Source organism: Glycomyces amatae, assembly GCF_020991375.1.
GTDB classification, from domain to species: Bacteria; Actinomycetota; Actinomycetes; order Mycobacteriales; family Micromonosporaceae; genus Glycomyces; species Glycomyces amatae.
Map to the genome: position 1 here is coordinate 205,020 of NZ_JAJLQZ010000007.1, position 18,935 is coordinate 223,954.

The 18,935-nt window shown below is 71.9% G+C and carries 18 protein-coding genes; 14 read left to right on the top strand and 4 right to left on the bottom strand.

All coding sequences use genetic code 11. The features are described from left to right. The first annotated feature begins 167 nt into the window (after nucleotides 1-167). Nucleotides 168-1,082, top strand: coding sequence for an endonuclease/exonuclease/phosphatase family protein (locus LO763_RS13640; RefSeq protein ID WP_230602993.1), 915 nt, complete (start codon nucleotides 168-170; stop codon nucleotides 1,080-1,082). 104 nt (nucleotides 1,083-1,186) lie between these two features. Next, nucleotides 1,187-2,035 (top strand): endonuclease/exonuclease/phosphatase family protein, encoded by an 849-nt coding sequence (locus LO763_RS13645; RefSeq protein ID WP_230602995.1) that lies wholly within the window; start codon nucleotides 1,187-1,189, stop codon nucleotides 2,033-2,035. Here the strand turns inward: LO763_RS13645 and LO763_RS13650 are convergent. Further along, nucleotides 2,016-3,095: an NAD(P)-binding domain-containing protein gene (locus LO763_RS13650; protein WP_255672378.1), complete on the bottom strand. Its 1,080-nt coding sequence runs from the start codon at nucleotides 3,093-3,095 to the stop codon at nucleotides 2,016-2,018. The two genes, LO763_RS13645 and LO763_RS13650, sit on opposite strands and share 20 nt — an antisense overlap. 68 nt (nucleotides 3,096-3,163) lie before the next feature. Beyond that, complete coding sequence (locus LO763_RS13655) at nucleotides 3,164-3,619, bottom strand: DUF3291 domain-containing protein (RefSeq protein WP_230602999.1); 456 nt, start codon at nucleotides 3,617-3,619, stop codon at nucleotides 3,164-3,166. A 171-nt stretch (nucleotides 3,620-3,790) separates the two neighbouring features. Here LO763_RS13655 and LO763_RS13660 point away from each other — a divergent pair, with 171 nt between their 5' ends. After that, the gene (locus tag LO763_RS13660; RefSeq protein ID WP_230603001.1) at nucleotides 3,791-4,210 is read left to right on the top strand and encodes a nucleotidyltransferase family protein; all 420 of its coding nucleotides are present in this window, start codon (nucleotides 3,791-3,793) and stop codon (nucleotides 4,208-4,210) included. Next, a complete protein-coding gene (hepT, locus tag LO763_RS13665) occupies nucleotides 4,201-4,632 on the top strand; it encodes a type VII toxin-antitoxin system HepT family RNase toxin (RefSeq protein WP_230603003.1) in 432 nt (143 codons plus the stop codon). Before LO763_RS13660 ends, hepT begins: the two co-directional genes overlap by 10 nt. Before the next feature lie 276 nt (nucleotides 4,633-4,908). On the opposite strand, the gene acnA is transcribed toward hepT, so the two are convergent. Both acnA and LO763_RS13675 read right to left on the bottom strand, forming a co-directional pair. After that, entirely contained in the window at nucleotides 4,909-7,629 is a 2,721-nt protein-coding gene (acnA, locus tag LO763_RS13670) for an aconitate hydratase AcnA (RefSeq protein WP_369431988.1), read from the bottom strand. Between the two features lie 380 nt (nucleotides 7,630-8,009). Next, nucleotides 8,010-9,473, bottom strand: coding sequence for an aminopeptidase P family protein (locus LO763_RS13675; protein WP_230603007.1), 1,464 nt, complete (start codon nucleotides 9,471-9,473; stop codon nucleotides 8,010-8,012). A 189-nt stretch (nucleotides 9,474-9,662) separates the two neighbouring features. Here LO763_RS13675 and LO763_RS13680 point away from each other — a divergent pair, with 189 nt between their 5' ends. From LO763_RS13680 to LO763_RS13725, 10 genes are all read left to right on the top strand, one after another. Continuing rightward, nucleotides 9,663-9,965: a hypothetical protein gene (locus LO763_RS13680; protein WP_230603009.1), complete on the top strand. Its 303-nt coding sequence runs from the start codon at nucleotides 9,663-9,665 to the stop codon at nucleotides 9,963-9,965. After that, the gene (locus LO763_RS13685) at nucleotides 9,962-10,357 is read left to right on the top strand and encodes a hypothetical protein (protein ID WP_091028872.1); all 396 of its coding nucleotides are present in this window, start codon (nucleotides 9,962-9,964) and stop codon (nucleotides 10,355-10,357) included. Before LO763_RS13680 ends, LO763_RS13685 begins: the two co-directional genes overlap by 4 nt. Before the next feature lie 29 nt (nucleotides 10,358-10,386). Next, nucleotides 10,387-10,857: a PH domain-containing protein gene (locus tag LO763_RS13690; RefSeq protein WP_230603011.1), complete on the top strand. Its 471-nt coding sequence runs from the start codon at nucleotides 10,387-10,389 to the stop codon at nucleotides 10,855-10,857. 349 nt (nucleotides 10,858-11,206) lie between these two features. Continuing rightward, nucleotides 11,207-11,815: a translation initiation factor IF-3 gene (infC, locus tag LO763_RS13695; protein WP_230603013.1), complete on the top strand. Its 609-nt coding sequence runs from the start codon at nucleotides 11,207-11,209 to the stop codon at nucleotides 11,813-11,815. Nucleotides 11,816-11,890: 75 nt separating this feature from the next. Next, the gene (rpmI, locus tag LO763_RS13700) at nucleotides 11,891-12,085 is read left to right on the top strand and encodes a 50S ribosomal protein L35 (RefSeq protein WP_230603015.1); all 195 of its coding nucleotides are present in this window, start codon (nucleotides 11,891-11,893) and stop codon (nucleotides 12,083-12,085) included. A gap of 51 nt (nucleotides 12,086-12,136) precedes the next feature. After that, nucleotides 12,137-12,520 carry a 50S ribosomal protein L20 gene (gene rplT, locus LO763_RS13705; RefSeq protein ID WP_230603017.1) on the top strand — a complete coding sequence of 128 codons (384 nt, stop codon included), beginning with the start codon at nucleotides 12,137-12,139 and terminating at the stop codon, nucleotides 12,518-12,520. A gap of 13 nt (nucleotides 12,521-12,533) precedes the next feature. Further along, nucleotides 12,534-13,343 carry a TrmH family RNA methyltransferase gene (locus LO763_RS13710; protein ID WP_230603019.1) on the top strand — a complete coding sequence of 270 codons (810 nt, stop codon included), beginning with the start codon at nucleotides 12,534-12,536 and terminating at the stop codon, nucleotides 13,341-13,343. A 276-nt stretch (nucleotides 13,344-13,619) separates the two neighbouring features. Beyond that, a complete protein-coding gene (pheS, locus tag LO763_RS13715) occupies nucleotides 13,620-14,681 on the top strand; it encodes a phenylalanine--tRNA ligase subunit alpha (protein WP_230603022.1) in 1,062 nt (353 codons plus the stop codon). Nucleotides 14,682-14,684: 3 nt separating this feature from the next. Next, nucleotides 14,685-17,180 carry a phenylalanine--tRNA ligase subunit beta gene (pheT, locus tag LO763_RS13720; protein WP_230603024.1) on the top strand — a complete coding sequence of 832 codons (2,496 nt, stop codon included), beginning with the start codon at nucleotides 14,685-14,687 and terminating at the stop codon, nucleotides 17,178-17,180. 310 nt (nucleotides 17,181-17,490) lie between these two features. After that, nucleotides 17,491-18,903: a penicillin-binding transpeptidase domain-containing protein gene (locus LO763_RS13725; protein WP_230603026.1), complete on the top strand. Its 1,413-nt coding sequence runs from the start codon at nucleotides 17,491-17,493 to the stop codon at nucleotides 18,901-18,903. Nucleotides 18,904-18,935: the final 32 nt, after the last annotated feature.

Consider the following 18,935-nt stretch of genomic DNA (forward strand, 5'->3'; position numbering starts at 1 on the left):
CCCTCAAGGGCCCCAACCGCATCGCCGCCTGCTTCAGTGCGCGTCCGGGGCGGGCGCCCGCGCCCCGCGCGAATTCACCCGGGGTTCACGGCGTGTCGGTTGTCCGAAGGCGGCTTTTGTCGTGAACTTGCTTTCCACCCGGTTTCCTCCTTCGGTATAGAGGTTTCATGTCAAACGTCCTCAGTCGACGCAACGTCCTCGGCGCGGGCCTCGCGGCCGGTGCCACCGCCATCGCCACCGGAGCCCTCTCCGGCACCGCGCACGCCCAGGAGACCCTCGGCGGGCCGCTCATCGGCGCCCCCCGAGGCGACCAGCTCCACCTGCTCACCTTCAACATCCGCTACGAGGGCGGCGACGCCTCCCCGCACACCTGGGACGAGCGCCGCCCGCTCGTCGCCGGGGTCCTCAAGCGCGAGAAGCCCACCGTCCTGTTCACCCAGGAGGGCCTCTACGGCCAGAACCAGGACCTCCTCGAGGACCTCGACGGCTACGACTGGATCCACCTCGGCCGCCTCGGCGGCTCCAGGAGCGAGGCCACCGCCGTCTTCTGGAACGCCAAGCGCCTCAAGGCCCTCGAGTACGACCACCAGTGGCTCTCCGACACCCCGCTGCTCATCGGCTCCAAGGGCTGGGGCAACAACGTGGTCCGGATGCTCACCTGGGTCCGCTTCGCCGACCTGCGCACCGGCAGGGAGTTCTACGTCGTCAACAACCACTTCGACCACCAGTCCGAGGAGTCCCGCCAGAAGGGCGCGCAGATGAACCTCGACGTCATCGAGCCCTGGACGGCGCCGGTGATCCTCGCCGGGGACTTCAACAACACCCCCGACACGCCGATCTACCAGATCTTCGCCGACGGCGGCCTCGTCGACACCCTCATCGAGGCCGAGGAGCAGGTCACGCCCGTCTACGGCAGCTGGAACGGCTGGGACCCCGTCCCCACCGAGGCGGAGCGGCGCATCGACTGGATCCTGTCCACCCCGGACGTCCGGACCCTCAAGGCCGGGGTCAACACGTACGCCGAGGACGGCCTGACGCCCTCGGACCACTGGCCGGTCCAGGCCCTCGTCGAGCTCCCGTAGCCCGCCGGGCGGCGATGCCCCTGCACGTTCGAGCGGCGAGGCCCCTGTGCATTTTGGTCGGCAAAGCCGAGCGGGACGGCGGACCCGGGTCTAACCTCGCGTTTGTGAGCCAGACTGCGACCGCCGTCCCCGACCTGCCGCTCATCGGCCCGGTCGAACCCCCGTTCGTCCAGGTCATGACCTACAACCTCAAGTCGGCCTCTGGCCGGGCCCCGCACTCGTGGTGGAAGCGCCGCCCCCTCGTGGAGGCCGTGCTCCGCGCCGAGCAGCCCACCGTCCTGTGCACCCAGGAGGGCCGGTTCCGCCAGCTCGTCGAGTTGCGCGAGGAGCTCGACGGCTACGACTGGATCCACCTCGGACGCGGCGGCGGCTCCCGCTCGGAGTCCACCGCGATCCTCTGGGACGCTTCGCGCCTGGCCCCGATGGAGTACGACCACGTGTGGCTCTCCCGGCGCCCCAGGGTGATCGGCTCGCGCGCCTGGGGCGCGGGCACGGTCCGGATGCTCACCTGGGTCCGCTTCGAGGACAAGGCCACCGGCAAGGACTTCCACGTCGCGAACGTCCACCTCGACCACCGCTCCGAGAAGGCCCGCCGCAAGGGCGCCCGGATGTGCCTCGAGCTCATGCGCGGCTTCCTCGGCCCCGCCGTGCTCGCCGGGGACTTCAACAGCGGGCCCGGCGACGAGGCCCACAAGCTGCTCACCGGCGGCGGCCTGGTCGACGCCTGGAGCGCCGCCGAGGAGCGGGTCACCCCCGACTGGTCCACGTTCAACCGCTGGCGGACCCGGCCCGTCGAGGGCGGCGACCGCATCGACTGGATCCTCGCGAAGTCCGGCGGCCGCCGCCAGGAGGTGCGGGTCCACCGGGTGGGCGTGAACGCCCACAGCGAGTTCGACCTCGCGCCCTCCGACCACTGGCCCGTGCAGGCCGTGCTCACCGTCGGCCGGCGCTGACCGGATCGTCCCTCTTCAGCAGCTCCCGGATCTCGCGGACGGCCGCGCGCCCGGCGCGGTTCGCGCCCACGGTGCTCGCCGAGGGCCCGTAGCCGACCAGGTGGACGCGGGGATCGGCCGCGACGCGGGTGCCGTCCATGACGATCCCGCCGCCGGGCCCGCGCAGCCGCAGCGGCGCGAGGTGGTCGAGCGAGGCCCGGAACCCCGTGGCCCACAGGATCGCGTCTACGGATGCGAACCGGCCGTCGTCCCAGCGCAGGCCTCCGGGCTCGATGCGGTCGAACACCGGCAGCCGCTCCAGGACCCCCGCCTCCCGCGCCGCCCGGATCTGCGGCGTCTGCGGGATCCCGGTGACGCTGATGACCGACTGCGGGCGCAGTCCCCTGCGGACGCGCTCCTCGACCATGGCGACGGCCTCGCGGCCGCGGTCGGGGTTGAACTCGCCGTCGCGCCACTGCGGAGGGCGGCGGGTGACCCACGCGGTCGCGGCGGCGAACGGGTGGATCTCCATCAGGTGCTGGATCGCGGAGATGCCGCCGCCGACCACGGCGACGCGCTCGCCCGCGAACTCCCGCGGGCCCCGGTACTGCGCGGTGTGGAGCTGGCGGCCCGCGAAGGACTCCTGGCCGCTGTAGCGAGGCCAGAAGGGGCGCTCCCAGGTGCCGGTGGCGTTGACGAGCGCCTTGGCGACCCATGCGCCGCGGTCGGTGCCGACCTCGAGGCGCCCGTCCGGCAGGGACCGGACGGAGCGGACCGAGACGGGCCGCTGGACGCGCAGGTCGAACTCGCGCTCGTAGGCGGCGAAGTAGTCCGAGATGACCCCGGCGACGGGTGTGGACGCCTCGGGCTCGGGCACGGCCATCCCGGGGAGCTGGTAGACGCCGTTGACCGTGGCGAAGGTGAGGGTGGGCCAGCGGAACTGCCACGCGCCGCCCGCGTGCGGGGCGTGGTCGAGGACGGCGAACCCGGTCCCGGGCTCGTAGAAGCGGCGCAGGTGGTACGCGGCCGCGAGACCGGCCTGACCGGCGCCGACGACCACGACTTCCACTTCGCGCACCATGCCGGGTGCAACGGTCCCGCCGAGGCGGGGATTCCGCGAGGTGAGGCCGCTCACCGGGCCGCGGCGCCCTACGCCGGCGGCGGGAACGGCGCCTTCATCGTGAACGCCTCCGCGGTCGGGCCCTTCTCGCGCAGGAGCGTCAGGCGCTTCTCGCCGTCCTGGACCGCGGGCCGCTCTCCGGCGGGCACCCACCACAGGGCCGTGGCCGCCTCCGCGAGGTGCTCGAACCACTCGCGCCGCCGCTGGAGGAACGGCCGGTGAGCGGGACCGAACACGTAGGCCCTGAACGCCTCCGCGTCGGTCCACACCGACATGTTCACGATGATCCACTCGTCGCCGTAGAACCGGAGCGCGGTCGCGTTCGCCCCGCCCTCGTCGATGAGGCGCCACACGAACCCCTCGGCCGCTTCGGCGGCGGCGTTGACCGCGTCGAGGTTGTCCATGAAGTCCTTCATCACCGGCGAGTCCAGGGGCGCCCGCATCCGGGCGATGTTCACCTGTGCCAGTTCGTGAGCCGCAGTCATGCCCCGAGCCTGCCAGCGGGCCCGGCCGCCCGTCAACGCCTGCGCCGCAAACCCAGTCGACCCCAGTCGACTGGGTTTTCCCGAACCAGGCGGGCCCGGTTCCACGCCGAGGTGCAGCTCGAGCGGAAAACGCTGCGACCCGCACGGGGCACTGCGGGTATAGTTTCGGCGATGGACGACCAGCGTCGCGCCTACCGGCGGCTCAAGGAGATGGCCGGGAACGGCCGCCTCCAGTCGCTGTGCGACGAGTACGGCATCGAGCTGCTCGTGGTCTTCGGCAGTGCGGTGCGAGACTCCGGACGCCCCGCCCGCGACCTCGACCTGGCTTTCCGGCTCCGGCACGAGCCCCAGAGCCGCCTCCTCGGCTTCATCGACGCCCTCACGCAGGCCACGGGGACCGATGCCCTCGACTTCATGAACCTCGACCAGGCCGCGCCCGTGGCACGCGAACAGGCGCTCGCCTACGGCGAAGCGCTCTTCGAGCGGCGCAGGGGCGACTTCGCGCGAGCGCAGATGACCGCGATCAGCGCCCGCATGGACACCGAATGGGTTCGCGAGCTGCAGCGAAGGCAACTGACCCAATGGCAGTGAACCCCGACATCGTTCACGAGCGACTCGTCCTCATGCGGGAGATGCTGGAGGCCCTCGACGCGATCGGCCCCGTGACGCTCGATCGCCTCCAGAGGGACATCACGGTGCGCCTCGCGACCGAGCGCGTCTTCACCCAGCTCGTCGAACTGGCGGTCGCCGTCAACAATCACCTCATCGCGCAATCCGGCAGCGTCATCCCGAAGTCCTATCGCGAGACGTTCCCGAAGACCGCCGAACTCGGCGCCATACCGGAAGACCTCGCCGCCGAACTGGCGCCCAGCGCGGGGCTTCGCAACATCCTGATCCATGACTACGTCGCCGTGGACCGCAGGTTGTTCGCCGAGGCGATGCCGATAGCGGCGGACTTGTACAAGCGCTATGTCGCCGCGATCGCCTCGTACCTGAGCGAGCACGCGGACTGACCATGGCCTTGACCCGGTCGACCGGGTCTTCACCAGCCCAGTGAGCTCCGGCGGCCTGGGCGCCTCGGTCATGCCCAGCACCTCGACGTAGAAGGCGCGGGCGAGGTCCTCGCACCCGGGCCGGACGGCGAGCTGCACGTGGTAGCCCGTACCCGAAGGGCGAGGCCCCGCGGGGGTCGCGGTAGCGGGCGGCTGCCGTGGTCCGCTCCGATTTCGCTCGCGGGCGGTTGAAGAGGGGCGGGCCGCAGACGGCCCGCCCCTCTGTCGAACCGGTGCCTACTTCGCGAGCAGGCCGCGCAGCACGTACTGGAGGATGCCGCCGTTGCGGTAGTACTCGGCCTCGCCCGGGGTGTCCAGGCGGACCACGGCCTCGAAGGTCTTCTCGGACCCGTCGGGGCTCACGGCGGTCACCGTGACGGTGGCCGGGATGCCGTCGTTGATCGCGGTGACGCCCGAGATCGAGACGGTCTCCTCGCCGGTCAGCTCCAGGCTCTGGTGCGACTCGCCCTCCGGGAACTGGAGCGGCAGCACGCCCATGCCGATGAGGTTCGAGCGGTGGATGCGCTCGTACGACTCGGCGATGACGGCCTTGACGCCCAGCAGGGTCGTGCCCTTGGCCGCCCAGTCGCGGCTGGAGCCGGTGCCGTACTCCTTGCCCGCGAACACGACCAGCGGCGTGCCCTCGGCGGCGTAGTTCTGGCACGCGTCGTAGATCGTCGTCACCGGGCCGCCGGCCTGCGTGAAGTCGCGGGTCCAGCCGCCTTCGGTGCCCGGCGCGAGCTGGTTGCGCAGGCGGATGTTCGCGAAGGTGCCCCGGACCATGACCTCGTGGTTCCCGCGGCGCGAGCCGTAGGAGTTGAAGTCCGCGGGCGAGACGCCCTGGGCCTTGAGGTACTCGCCCGCGGGCGAGTCGGCCTTGATGGACCCGGCGGGGGAGATGTGGTCGGTCGTGACCGAGTCGCCCAGCTTCGCCATGACGCGCGCGCCCGCGATGTCCTCGACGGCCGCCGGGGCCGCCGGCATCCCCTCGAAGTACGGGGCCTTGCGCACGTAGGTGGAGGCCTGGTCCCACTCGAAGGTGTCGCCGGTCGGGATCGGCAGGGACTGCCAGGTCTCGTCGCCGTCGAAGACCGAGGCGTACTCGGTGAGGAACATGTCGCGGCCGATGTGGCCGTCGACGACCTCGCGCACGTCCTCGGAGGAGGGCCAGATGTCGCGCAGGTACACGTCCTGGCCGTCCTTGCCCTTGCCGATCGGGTCGGACGTGAGGTTCACGTCCATCGACCCGGCGAGGGCGTACGCCACCACGAGCGGAGGACTGGCGAGGTAGTTCATCTTGACGTCGGGGTTGATGCGCCCCTCGAAGTTGCGGTTGCCCGACAGGACCGCCGCCACGGCGAGGTCGCCGGTCTGGACCGCCGCCGAGGTCTCCTCGGGGAGCGGACCGGAGTTGCCGATGCACGTGGTGCAGCCGTAGCCGACCAGGTTGAACCCGAGCTTGTCGAGGTACGGGGAGAGCCCGGCGCGCTGGAGGTAGCCGGTGACGACCTGCGAGCCCGGCGCGAGCGAGGTCTTCACCCACGGCTGGGACGCCAGGCCCGCCTCGACGGCGTTCTTGGCGAGGAGCCCGGCGCCGACCATGACGTACGGGTTCGAGGTGTTGGTGCACGAGGTGATCGCGGCGATCACGACCGCGCCGTGGTCGAGCTCGAACTCGCCGTCGTCGTTCTTGACGGTCTGCGGGTTGTGCGGGCGGGCCCCGTTCGGGGACTCCGCGGGCGCGTCCGAGCCCGGGAAGGACTCGAGGCCGGCCTCGTCGGCGACGTAGTTCGCCACGTCGCGGCGCCACTGCGAGTCCGCCCGGTCGAGCTGGATGCGGTCCTGCGGGCGCTTGGGCCCGGCGATCGAGGGCACCACCGTGGAGAGGTCGAGCTCGAGGTACTCGGAGTACTCGGCCTCGCGGGAGGCGTCGTGCCACAGGCCCTGGGCCTTGGCGTACGCCTCGACGAGCGCGATCTGCTCGTCGGTGCGCCCGGTCAGGCGCAGGTAGTCCACGGTGCGGTCGTCGATCGGGAAGATCGCGCAGGTGGAGCCGAACTCGGGGCTCATGTTGCCGAGCGTGGCGCGGTCGGCCACGGGCACGGCCGAGACGCCCTCGCCGTAGAACTCGACGAACTTGCCGACCACGCCGTGCTCGCGGAGCATCTCGGTGATGGTGAGGACCAGGTCGGTGGCGGTGGTCCCGGCGGGGAGGTCCCCGGCGAGCTTGAAGCCGACGACGCGGGGGATGAGCATCGAGATCGGCTGGCCGAGCATCGCGGCCTCGGCCTCGATGCCGCCGACGCCCCAGCCGAGGACGCCGATGCCGTTCTCCATGGTGGTGTGCGAGTCGGTGCCCACGCAGGTGTCGGGGTAGGCCACCCCGTCGCGGGTCATGACGACGCGGGCCAGGTGCTCGATGTTGACCTGGTGGACGATGCCGGTGCCGGGCGGGACGACCTTGAACTCGTCGAACGCGGTCTGGCCCCAGCGCAGGAACTGGTAGCGCTCGCGGTTGCGCTCGTACTCGCGCTCCACGTTGCGCTGGAAGGAGTCCGGGCGGCCGAAGAAGTCGACGATGACCGAGTGGTCGATGACCATCTCGGCGGGCGCGAGGGGGTTGATCTGCGACGGGTCGCCGCCGAGGTCGCGCACGGCCTCGCGCATGGTGGCCAGGTCGACCACGCACGGGACGCCGGTGAAGTCCTGCATGATGACGCGGCCGGGCGTGAACTGGATCTCGGTGCTCGGCTTGGCGGTCGGGTCCCACGAGCCCAGGGCCCGGACGTGGTCGGCGGTGATGTCCGCGCCGTCCTCGTTGCGCAGCAGGTTCTCGAGGAGGACCTTGAGGCTGTACGGCAGCCGGTCGTGTCCCTCGACCCTGTCGATGCGGAAGATGTCGTAGTCGTGTTCGCCGACCCGCAGCGTCCCGCGGGCGCCGAAGGAGTCCGTACTCACCATGAGAGCTCCTCGATTCTGAACTGCGTCAGTCGGTCTCAGTCTGCCGCGACCGGAAGGGTCGTGCACCGGGGTCGGGCAGAGCCGCCGACTTCTAAACAGTACGTCCGTCTTATTTAACGGTTCCAACTGTAGCACTCGGCTTCCCGCGGGCACCGCTTAGCCGAGCCTAAGGAGCGGCCGGCGGGCGGCGATGATTCGAGGAGGTTCGCATCCGGGCCGCGGCGAGGGGTTTGAAGGCCGGCGGCGGCTGGCGGTTGTGTGCGGTGATGCTCGCCGCCGCCGGCCCGGTGCGGTGGATATAAGTCTTAATTCGGACTATACGCGGTGGGCGTCCAGGACCTTCACCGGCCCTGCGACATCCCTCGCGAACTGCGGTTTCACGCCGGCAGCGCGAGACGGGGCCCCGCCTCGCGCTGCTCGCCCAGCCACGCCTCGACGTCCTCGGCCGAACGCGGCAGCCCCGCCGAGAGGTTCTCGCAGCCGTCGGTGGTCACCCGCACGTCGTCCTCGATGCGGATGCCGACCCCGCGCAGCTCCTCGGGCACCAGCTCGTCGTTGGCCTGGAAGTACAGGCCCGGCTCGACGGTGAGCACGAAGTCCTCCTGCACCGCGCCCTTGTAGTAGTGCTCGGGGCGCGAGTTCGCGCAGTCGTGCACGTCGAGGCCGAGCATGTGCCCGAACCCGTGCAGGGTCCAGCGCCGGTAGATCAGCGAGTCCTTGTCGAGCGCCTCCTCCACCGAGCCGGGCAGCACCCCCAGGTCCTTGAGCCCCTCGGCCAGGACCCGCATGCATGCCTGGTGGATGTCCTGGAACCCGGCGCCCGGCCTGACGGCGTCCATGCCCGCCTGCTGCGAGGCGTGCACGATGTCGTAGACCTGCCGCTGGAGCGGCGTGAAGGTCCCGCTCACCGGCAGCGTCCGCGTCACGTCGGCGGTGTAGAGGTGGTCGTTCTCCACCCCCATGTCCATGAGGATGAGCTCGCCCGGCGCCGTCGCCCCGTCGTTGGTGATCCAGTGCAGCGTCGTGGCGTGCGACCCGGCGCCCACGATCGAGTCGTAGCCCAGGCCGTTGCCCTCCACGCGCGAGCGCGCGGCGAACACGCCCTCGAGCACCCGCTCGGGGATCGGCCCGTCCGCGGGCAGGACGCGCGCGACGTCCTCGAAGCCGCGCACCGTGATGTCCACGGCGTCCTGGAGCTGCGCGAGCTCCCACGCGTCCTTGACCAGGCGCAGCTCCGAGAGCACCGCGGCGAGCTCGCCGTCGCGCGAGAGCCCCCCGTCGGCCTCCTCGGCGGCGAAGCGCCCGTCGAGCGCCGCGTCGAAGCCGCGCAGGACCCGGGCCTTGCCGCGCTCGACGCCCGTGAGCTCGCCCTCGAGGCGGTCCACGTCGCGGACCTCGACGCCCAGGCGCACGCTGGTCTCCTCCAGGGAGTGCTTGCGCCCGATCCACAGCTCGCCGTACTTCGCGGAGCGGAAGAACTCGTCGGAGTCGGTGCCCTTGCGCGGGCGCCGGTACAGCACCGCGTCGTGCCCGGCCCCGTTCGGGTGGAGCACGAGCACGCCCTCGGGGTCGAGGTCGCCGGTGAGCCACGCGAAGTCCGAGCCCGCGCGGAAGCGGAAGAACGTGTCGTTCGAGCGGGTCTTCTCGGCGCCGGACGGGACCACGACCGTCTCGCCGGGGAAGGCCGCGGAGACCGCCTCGCGGCGCCGGGCGGTGTAGGCCGCCTGGGGCAGCTCGGCCACGTCCAGGTCCGAGGCGCCCCAGCCGGTGCGCATGAAGTCCAGGAACTTCTCGGGGAACTTCGGGTCGTGGGGCCGCTCGCCGGACTTCTTCTCAGCCATCACAGGTCCTTCCAGGCAACGGTTGCGGATGCTCGGCCGACGCGCGGTTCGCGTGCGCCGCCGAGAGTGAGGACGCGCCTCACCACGAAGGTACCGCAGCGCCCTTTTACGGCTCGCAAGCTTCGCCGAGACGCGGCGGACCGACATGGCGGCTCCACTCCGCGGCCCCCGCCCGCTACGCTGAGAATCGTGACCGATCGCGCCAATTCGTCGCTCAACCCGCCCGCCGCCGGGTCGGGCCCCCCGCGTTCGGGCGTCACCCTCTCCGGCACCCAGCTCGAGCAGATACGCCGCCTCGTCGCGGTCGGCCGCGCCTCGTCCGTCGACGAGTACGTCGAGGCCGCCGTCGCCGAGCGCCTCGAGCGGGACCGCTCGCTCACCGAACTCCAGGACCTGTTCGAGCGCAAGGGCCACGCCCCCAGCGCCGAGCACCTGGCGTGGGCCCGCGAAGTCCTCGGCGTGGACGACCGAGAAGGAGAGGGCAAAGCGTGATCGGAGGCCGCATCCTGGACGTCTCGGCCATCGTCGGTTTCGCCACCTCCATGCCCTACCCCCAGGCAGTGGTGTTCACCGCCCTCGAGCAGAACGTGGTCCTCGCGATCCCCTCCGGCGCGCTCACCGAGGCCTGGTCCCAGGCCCGCCGCCGCGACCGCGACGCCCTCCTGGTCCTGCTGGGGCTGCCCGTGACCGTCATCATGGACCTCGACCAGAAGTCCGCCCGCGACGTCGGCCTCATGCTCTCGCGCTCGCGCCAGCACGGCAACATCGCCGCCGGGCACGTCGCCTGGTGTGGCCTGAACCGCCCCGGCTGGCCCATCGTGACCGGCGAACCCAAGACGCTGCTTGCATTCGACTCGAGTCTCGAGATCGACCAGCTGCCGTGAGAGCCGGCGACCGACGATAGGGGAGCAGCGTGACCGCCCTGCAGGAGCAGACCATGACCGAGATCGGCAAGTTCGAGTACCAGCCGCGCAAGTCCCGCATCGGGGCCTGGATCGGCGCCGTCGTCGCCTTCGGCGGCTTCACCGCCCTGTCGTTCACCCTCGGCTCCCAGACCGCCGAGGGCGGCGCCGTCACCTGGGCCGACCAGGCGGGCATGATCGGCCTCGGCGTCATCGGCGCCGGGATCGCCCTCAGCTTCCTGCGGCTGCGCGTGCGCGCCGACGAGAAGGGCATCGAGGTCGTCAACGTCACCGCCAAGCGCTACTTCCCGTGGCAGATCGTCACCGCGATCAACTTCACCGACAAGATGACCTGGGCCACCGTGGAACTCGCCGACGACGACGAGATGTCGATCATGGCGATCCAGGTCAGCGACAAGGAGCGGGCCGTGGCCGCGATCAAACACCTGCGAGCGCTCATGGAGCAGTCGCGCAAGTCATAGGCACCTTGTGAGGGGCCTCCTGTAGCACATAGCTATACTTGCGAACTGTGCGCTCGCTACGCGACGCACCCGCAAGCGGAGTCCAGCTCCCACCCTCAGCCGGGTCCTTCACCGGATCGACTGGCGAACGGGTCAACCCACGGCGAACGCGTTCGCCGTGCTTTGGAGTGGACCCCAGCCTAGGCCGGGGTCTTTTCTTTTGGGGACCTCTACCTGTGAGGCCTGCTGGGTCACGCTTGCGCGACGAGCCGCCGGAGCACCCGCCCCGGCGACGCCCACAGCCACAGGGGCGCCGATGCCCGCATCGGCGAGAATCGCGAACCAAGGAGGCCCCATCAGCGATTTGCGCGTGAACGACCAGATCCGGACCAAGGAAGTGCGCCTGGTCGGCCCGCAGGGAGAGCAGGTCGGCATCGTGTCGATCGACAAGGCCCTGCAACTGGCCGCCGACGTCGACCTGGACCTGGTCGAAGTCGCACCCACCGCCCGTCCGCCGGTCTGCAAGCTCATGGACTACGGCAAGTACAAGTACGAGTCCGCCCAGAAGGCCCGCGCCTCGCGCCGCAATCAGCAGCAGACCGTCATCAAGGAGATGAAGCTCCGGCCGAAGATCGACAAGCACGACTACGAGACCAAAAAGGGTCACATCGTGCGGTTCCTCACGGCCGGGGACAAGGTCAAGATCACCATCATGTTCCGCGGCCGCGAGCAGTCGCGCCCGGAGCTGGGCCGCCGCCTGCTGGACAAGCTGGCGGAGGAGCTCGCCGACCTCGCGGTCATCGAGTCCGCGGCGAAGCAGGACGGCCGCAACATGATCATGGTCGTCGCCCCCATCCGCCCCAAGGGCGAGATCAAGGGCGGCGGGCGCAAGAGCGGGCGCGACCGCGGCGAGGCCGCGGCCCCCGCCGAGGAGGTCCCGGCAGCGGCCGAGGCCCCCGCCGAGACGCCCGAGTCCTAGACCGAGCACGACCCGGCCCGGAGCGGGCGCCCGCGCGCCCGCCACGGCCGGGATTGAACACATAGGAGAACCACGATGCCGAAGATGAAGACCCACAGCGGTGCCAAGAAGCGTTTCAAGGTCACCGGCTCGGGCAAGCTGATGCGCCGCAAGGCCGGCAAGAACCACCTGCTGGAGCACAAGACCTCCAAGCTCAAGCGCGGCAAGGACGGCCGCACCGAGGTGGCGCCCGCCGACGTCAAGCAGGTCAACAAGCTGCTGGGCCGCTAGCCTCGCCCCCCGTCTGACTTCCATCCGCCTTTAACGCAAGGAGACTGAACTGTGGCACGCGTCAAGCGTTCGATGAACGCCAAGAAGAAGCGCCGCGTCGTACTCGAGGAGGCCAAGGGCTACCGCGGCCAGCGCTCGCGCCTGTACCGCAAGGCCAAGGAGCAGCTGCTCCACTCGTACACCTACTCGTACCGCGACCGGAAGGCCCGCAAGCGCGAGTTCCGCAAGCTCTGGATCACCCGCATCAACGCCGCGGCCCGCCAGAACGGCATCACCTACAACCGCTTCATCCAGGGCCTGGCCCTGGCCGAGGTCGAGGTGGACCGCAAGATCCTCGCCGAGCTGGCCGTCTCCGACCCGGCGGCGTTCACCGCCCTGGTCGACGTCGCCCGCAAGGCCCTCCCCGAGGACGTCAACGCCGCGGTCGAACAGTAGAGGCGAGCAGTAGATGACCGCTGAGACCCCCGGGACGGGCGTGCTCACCGCGCGATCGTCCCGGGTCGTCGCCGCCCGGAAGCTCCAGCGCCGCCGCGGCCGCGACAAGGCCGAGCGGTTCCTCGCCGAAGGCCCCCAGGCCGTCCGCGAGGCCGTGGCCGCCGGCGCGGTCGAGGACCTGTTCTACGACCTCGACGCCGACACCCGGCACTCGGAGCTCATCGACACGGCCGTCGCCGCGGGCGCCCACGTGCACCCGTGCGCCGACGAGGGACTCGCCGCCCTCGCCGAGACGGTGACCCCGCAGGGGCTCGTCGCCGTCTGCCGCTACCTCGACCAGCGGCTCCCCGAGGAGGCGAACCTGGTCGCGGTGCTCCACGGCATCACCGACCCGGGCAACGCCGGGACCGTGCTCCGCGCGGCCGACGCGGCCGGGGCCGACTGCGTGGTCTTCGGGACCGACTCGGTCGACCCGTACAACGGCAAGTGCGTGCGCTCCTCCGCCGGGAGCCTGTTCCACCTGCCGGTGATCCGCGCGGCCGACACCGCCGACATCCTCGACGTGTTCCCGCACGCCCAGATCCTGGCGGCCGCCGCCGGCGGGGAGGACCTGTACGCGCTCGACGCCGCCGGGGACCTCGCCGCGCCCACGGTGTGGCTGCTCGGCTCGGAGGCGCACGGCCTCGACGAGGCCACGGCCGCGCTCGCGCACCGCAAGGTCGGCGTCCCGATCTGGGGGAGGGCCGAGAGCCTGAACCTCGCCGTCGCGGCGGGCGTGTGCATGTACGCGAGCGCAGCCGCGCAGCGGCGAGCAGTGTCATGAGCGCGGCTGCGAGCGCAGCCGCGCGGCGGCGAGCAGTGTCATGAGCGCGGCTGCGAGCGCAGCCGCGCGGCGGCGGTCGTGAGCGCCGCCCGCCATATGGAGGCGACCGGCCGCACCGGCGGCCGGTACCATCGAGTCATGTCTCACGGCTATCGCGAATTTATCCAGCCCGCCGGGTGCGGGCTGTGGCCTTAGCCGTCCACATCCTCCTGGCGGGCTGCGGCCGAGCCGCGCGCCTTCCTTAGACTCCTACAGGTCCCGCCAGGAGAGAAGACGATGAACGCAGAGAACGAGGCTGGCCTGCTCCAGCCCGAGGCCCTCGCCAGGGCCGTCAAAGACGCCGCCGCGGCCGTCGAAGCCGCCGCGAACCTCGGGGAGCTCGCCGCCGCCAAGACCGCCGTACTCGGCGACAAGGCCCCGGTTTCCTTGGCCCGCAGGGCGATCGGTTCGATCCCCGGCAAGGAGCGCGGCGAGGCCGGGCGCAACGTGAACGCCGCCCGCACCGAGATCACGGCCGTCTACGAGGCCCGCAAGGAGCTCCTGGAGGCCGCCGAGGCCGCCCGGGTCCTCCGCGAGGAGACCGTCGACGTCACCGCCCGCACGCCGCGCCGCCGCCAGGGCGCGCGCCACCCGATCAGCGTCCAGATGGACCGCATCGCCGACCTGTTCACGGCCATGGGCTACCAGATCGGCGAGGGCCCCGAGGTCGAGCTCGAGTGGTTCAACTTCGACGCGCTCAACATCCACCCCGACCACCCGGCCCGGACCATGATGGACACGTTCCACATCGCCGACGGCGAGGGCGGGTACGGCTCGAACATGGTGCTGCGCACCCACACCTCGCCCGTGCAGATCCGCACCATGCTCGCGCAGGAGCCGCCGATCTACACGGTCGCGCCCGGCCGCGTGTACCGCACCGACGAGGTCGACGCGACGCACTCGCCGGTGTTCCACCAGACCGAGGGCCTCGTCGTGGACCGGGGCATCACCATGGCCGACCTCAAGGGCACCCTCGACCACTTCGCGAAGTCGGTCTTCGGGCCCGGCGCGGTCACCCGCCTGCGGCCCTCGTACTTCCCGTTCACCGAGCCCAGCGCCGAGGTGGACGTCTGGTTCGCCGCGCACAAGGACGGCGCCCGCTGGATCGAGTGGGGCGGCTGCGGCATGGTCAACCCGCGCGTGCTGCGCGCCTGCGGGATCGACCCCGACGTCTACTCGGGCTTCGCGTTCGGCATGGGCGTCGAACGGGCGCTCATGCTGCGCCACGGCATCACCGACCTGCGCGACATCATCGACGGCGACGTCCGGTTCCCGGCCGGACTGCGAGTGGAGGAGTAACCGATGAGGATTCCCGTCTCTTGGCTCGCCGAGTACGCCGCGCTGCCCGCCGACCTGACCACCGAGGCGCTCGACGCCGCGCTGGTCGAGGCCGGCCTCGAGGTCGAGGAGGTCGACGACCTGCGCGGCCGCGTGACCGGTCCGCTGGTGGTCGGCCGCGTCGCCTCGATCGAGGAGCTGACCGAGTTCAAGAAGCCGATCCGCCACTGCTGGGTCGAGGTCGGCGAGGCCGAGCCGCGCTCGATCATCTGCGGCGCGAGGAACTTCGCCGAAGGCGACCTCGTCGTGGTCGCGCTGCCGGGCGCGGAGCTGCCCGGCGGCTTCCAGATCGCCTCCCGCAAGACCTACGGCCGCCTCTCCGACGGCATGATCTGCTCGGCCCGCGAGCTCGGCGTCTCCGACGACCACGAGGGCATCATCGTCCTGCCCGAGGGCACCGTGGGCGAGGATGCGCGGCCGCTGGTCGGCCTCGACGACGTCGTGTTCGAGCTGGCGATCACCCCGGACATGGGCTACTGCTTCTCGGTGCGCGGCGTCGCCCGCGAGGTGGCGCACCGCCTCGGCACCGCCTTCACCGACCCGGCCGCGAAGGCCGCCGAGCCCGAGGCCACCGAGTACCCGCCCTACCCGGTGCGCGTGGAGACCGACGGCTGCACCCGCTTCACGCTGCGCGAGGTGCGCGACGTGGACGCGAACGCCGAGGCGCCCGAGTGGATGGCCAAGCGCCTCGTCCAGGCCGGGATGCGCCCGCTGGGCCTCGCGGTCGACGTCACGAACTACCTGATGCTCGAGCTGGGCCACCCGCTGCACGCCTTCGACCGCGACGCGCTCGAGGACGTCCTCGTGGTGCGCCGCGCGAAGGCCGGCGAGACGCTGCGGACGCTCGACGACGTCGACCGGATGCTCGACCCCGAGGACATGGTCATCTGCGACGGGACCGGACCGCTGTCGCTGGCCGGCGTCATGGGCGGCCAGACCTCCGAGGTCGGGCCCGCCACCCGCAACGTGCTCATCGAGGCGGCGCACTGGGACCCGGTCTCGATCGCCCGCACCTCGCGGCGGCACAAGCTGACCTCCGAGGCCTCGAAGCGCTACGAGCGCGGCGCGGACCCGGCGCTCTCGCTGCTCGCGGCCCAGCGCGCGGCCGACCTGCTGGTCGAGTACGGCGGCGGGACCCTCGTCGCGGAGGTCGCCGACGTCGACCGCCGCGAGCCGGTTGAGCCGGTCGTGATGCCGGTGGACCTGCCGTCGCGGACCATCGGCGTCGAGTACGACCGCGACCTGGTCGTGGCGATGCTCGAGGCGGCCGGGTGCGAGGTCGTGGGCGGCAAGGTCAAGGAGGGCACGGTGGAGGGCGGCGACGTCCTGACCGTGGTGCCCGCGTCCTGGCGCCCCGACCTGACCGACCCGGCCGACCTGGTCGAGGAGGTGGCCCGGCTCCACGGCTACGGCCACATCCCCTCCAGCGTCCCGCGGGCGATCGCCGGGACCGGCCTGACGTCCGCGCAGCGGCGCCGCCGCCGGGTGGCGCGCGCCTTGGCGGACAACGGGTTCACCGAGGCCTACACGTTCCCGTTCGTCTCCCGCGAGCGCGCCGACGAGTTCGGCCTGGACGAGAAGGACCCGCAGCGCGAGGCCGTCGCCGTGCTCAACCCGCTCGACGACGCCGCGCCGCTGCTGCGCACCACCGTGCTGGCGACCCTGGTGAACGCCGTCAGGACCAACCTGGCGCGCGGCGCGAGGGACCTCGCGGTGTTCGAGGAGGGCCTGGTCTTCCAGCCCGCCGAGGGCTGGACCGGGCTGGACGCCGTGGCGCTGCCGGTGTCGCGGCGGCCCGAGGACGAGGACATCGCCGCCGCCGTCCGCCGCCTGCCGGCGCAGCCGCGCCATGTGGCCGCCGTCCTGTGCGGGCAGGCCGTGCCCGCCGGGGTCGACGCGCCCGGCCGGGCCGTGGACTGGGCCGACGCGGTCGAGGCCGCCGAGGTCGTCGCCGAGGCCTCGGGCGTGAAGCTCGAGACGGCCCAGGGCGAGGCCGCGCCGTGGCATCCGGGGCGGTGCGCGGAGCTGCGCGTGGGCGGCCTGCCGGTCGGCCACGCGGGGGAGCTGCACCCGGAGGTCTGCGACCGCCTGGGCCTGCCGAAGCGCACGGTCGCCATGGAGCTGGACCTGACGGCGCTGCCGCTGCCGGACCTCGCGCCCGCGCCGGTGATCTCGCACTTCCCGGCCGTGCTCATCGACGTCGCGGTCGTGGTGGCCGAGGCCGTCCCGGCCGGCGAGGTCGAGGCCGCGCTGCGCGAGGGCGCCGGGGAGCTGCTCGACGGCCTGCGGCTGTTCGACGTCTACCGGGACGCGAAGCTCGGCGAGGACCGCAAGTCGCTGGCGTTCAAGCTGGAGCTGCGCGCGGCCGACCGGACGCTCACCAACGAGGAGGGCGTGGCCGTGCGCGACGCGGCCGTCGCCGTCGCGGCCGACCGCTTCGGCGCCGCGATCCGCGTCTGACACTGCGCGAACCCTTGGGGCGCAGCCGCACACCCGTGCGGCTGCGCCTTTTCGCATTGTCCGTGTCGCCCGGTGACACACGGTAGGGCCGGAGCCGCGGCTTGTCGTATGGTCCGCGCCTTTTAAGGTACGTGGTGTGAATAACGGGAACCCCTCTCACGTTGGCAGGCGGCGGGGGCGGACCGGCTCCGAGGGCGGACCCCCGCCCGGCAGTCACCGGGCCGGTGCCCGCGGCTCCTCGTACAGCGGCAAGCGGCGCGCGGGGCCGGCGCTCCCCTTCGCCGTCCCCCTCCCCGGCCGGCTCGGCGACGTGCGCTTCAACAAGCTGCACCTGGCCGTCGCCGGGGCGGTGAGCCTCGTCGTCGCCGTCGGCGTCTCCATCGTCCTGGGCAACCTCCCCGAGGAGGCCTCCGGCTCCGGCGGCGAGGAGCACGCCGCGCTCCTGTACGCCGACGGCCAGGCCCTCCCCGCCGACTTCGCCGACACCCACCCCGCCCTGGCCGCCGGCGTCCACGCCGAACTCGCGGCCCGCTACGGCCTGGACCCCGACGAGCTCTACGACGCGGCCGCCCGCCCGGACGGCCCCCGCGTCGTGCTCACCCTCGACCGGGCCCTCCAGGAGGCCGCCGAGGAGACCTCCGGCGAAGCCGGGGTCGTCGCCGTCGAACCCGGCACCGGCGCCGTCCGCTGCTACTACGGGGCCGAGGCCGAGACCGGCGCCGACCAGCTCGGCCCCGACGCCCCGCACCCGCCGTCCTCGGTGTTCGACATGGTCACCGCCGCGACCGCGCTCGAAGCGGGCGCCTCCCTCGAGTCCTGGTGGAGCGACGCCGAAGCCGACGTCACCCTCGTCCAGGCGGTCCGCGAGTCGCGCACCGCGGCCATGGACGCCGTCGCCGCGGAGTACGGCGTCGCCGAGGTGCTCGAGACCGCCGGCGCCATGGGCCTCACCGCGATCGCCGACGACGAGGGCGTCCTCCGCGACGTCGCCGCGGGCGACTTCGACGGGCTCGACGCCGCCGGCCTCGGCAGCTACCCCGTCAGCGTGGTCGACATGGCCGGCGTCTACGCGACCATCGCCGCCGACGGCGTCCACGCCGACACCCACTTCATCGAGCGGGTCGTCGACGGCGAGGGCCGCACCGTCGAACCCGCCCAGGGCATCCGCACCGATCAGGCCATCGCCGAGACCACCGCCCAGGACCTCCAGTTCACCGGCCTCGGCGAGAGCGAGGCCATCGAGGACCGCGACTTCTTCGGCGTCGCCGCCGACTTCCACGGCGAGACCACCCAGTCCTGGTTCGTCGGCGCCATACCGCAGCTGAGCGTCGCCGCCTGGGCCAACGGCTCGGCCGCCTCCGAAGGCGGCGTGCCCTTGTGGCGCAACGTCATCGACACCGCCATCGAGGTCAACGACTACGAGGCCGAGGAGCTGCCCGGCGCCTCGGGCGCCGGCGACGACCTGACCGACGGCATCGCCGACGAGGACGGCCGGATCGACCCCGACAGCGAGTACTGCCAGGCCAACCCCGACATCGAGGGCTGCACCGAGGCCGAGTCGCCGAGCGAGTCGCCGACCGAGACCGAGCAGGAGGAGGAGACCTCCGAGGAGCCCGAACCCGAGCCCGACCCGACCACCTCCTCAGAGGAGGAGCCGGACCCGCCCACGACCTCCTCCGAAGAGGAGACCACCACTGAGGACTGCGGCTGGCCTTGGTGCTGATCGCCGCCGACCGCGTGGGCTACCATGCGACC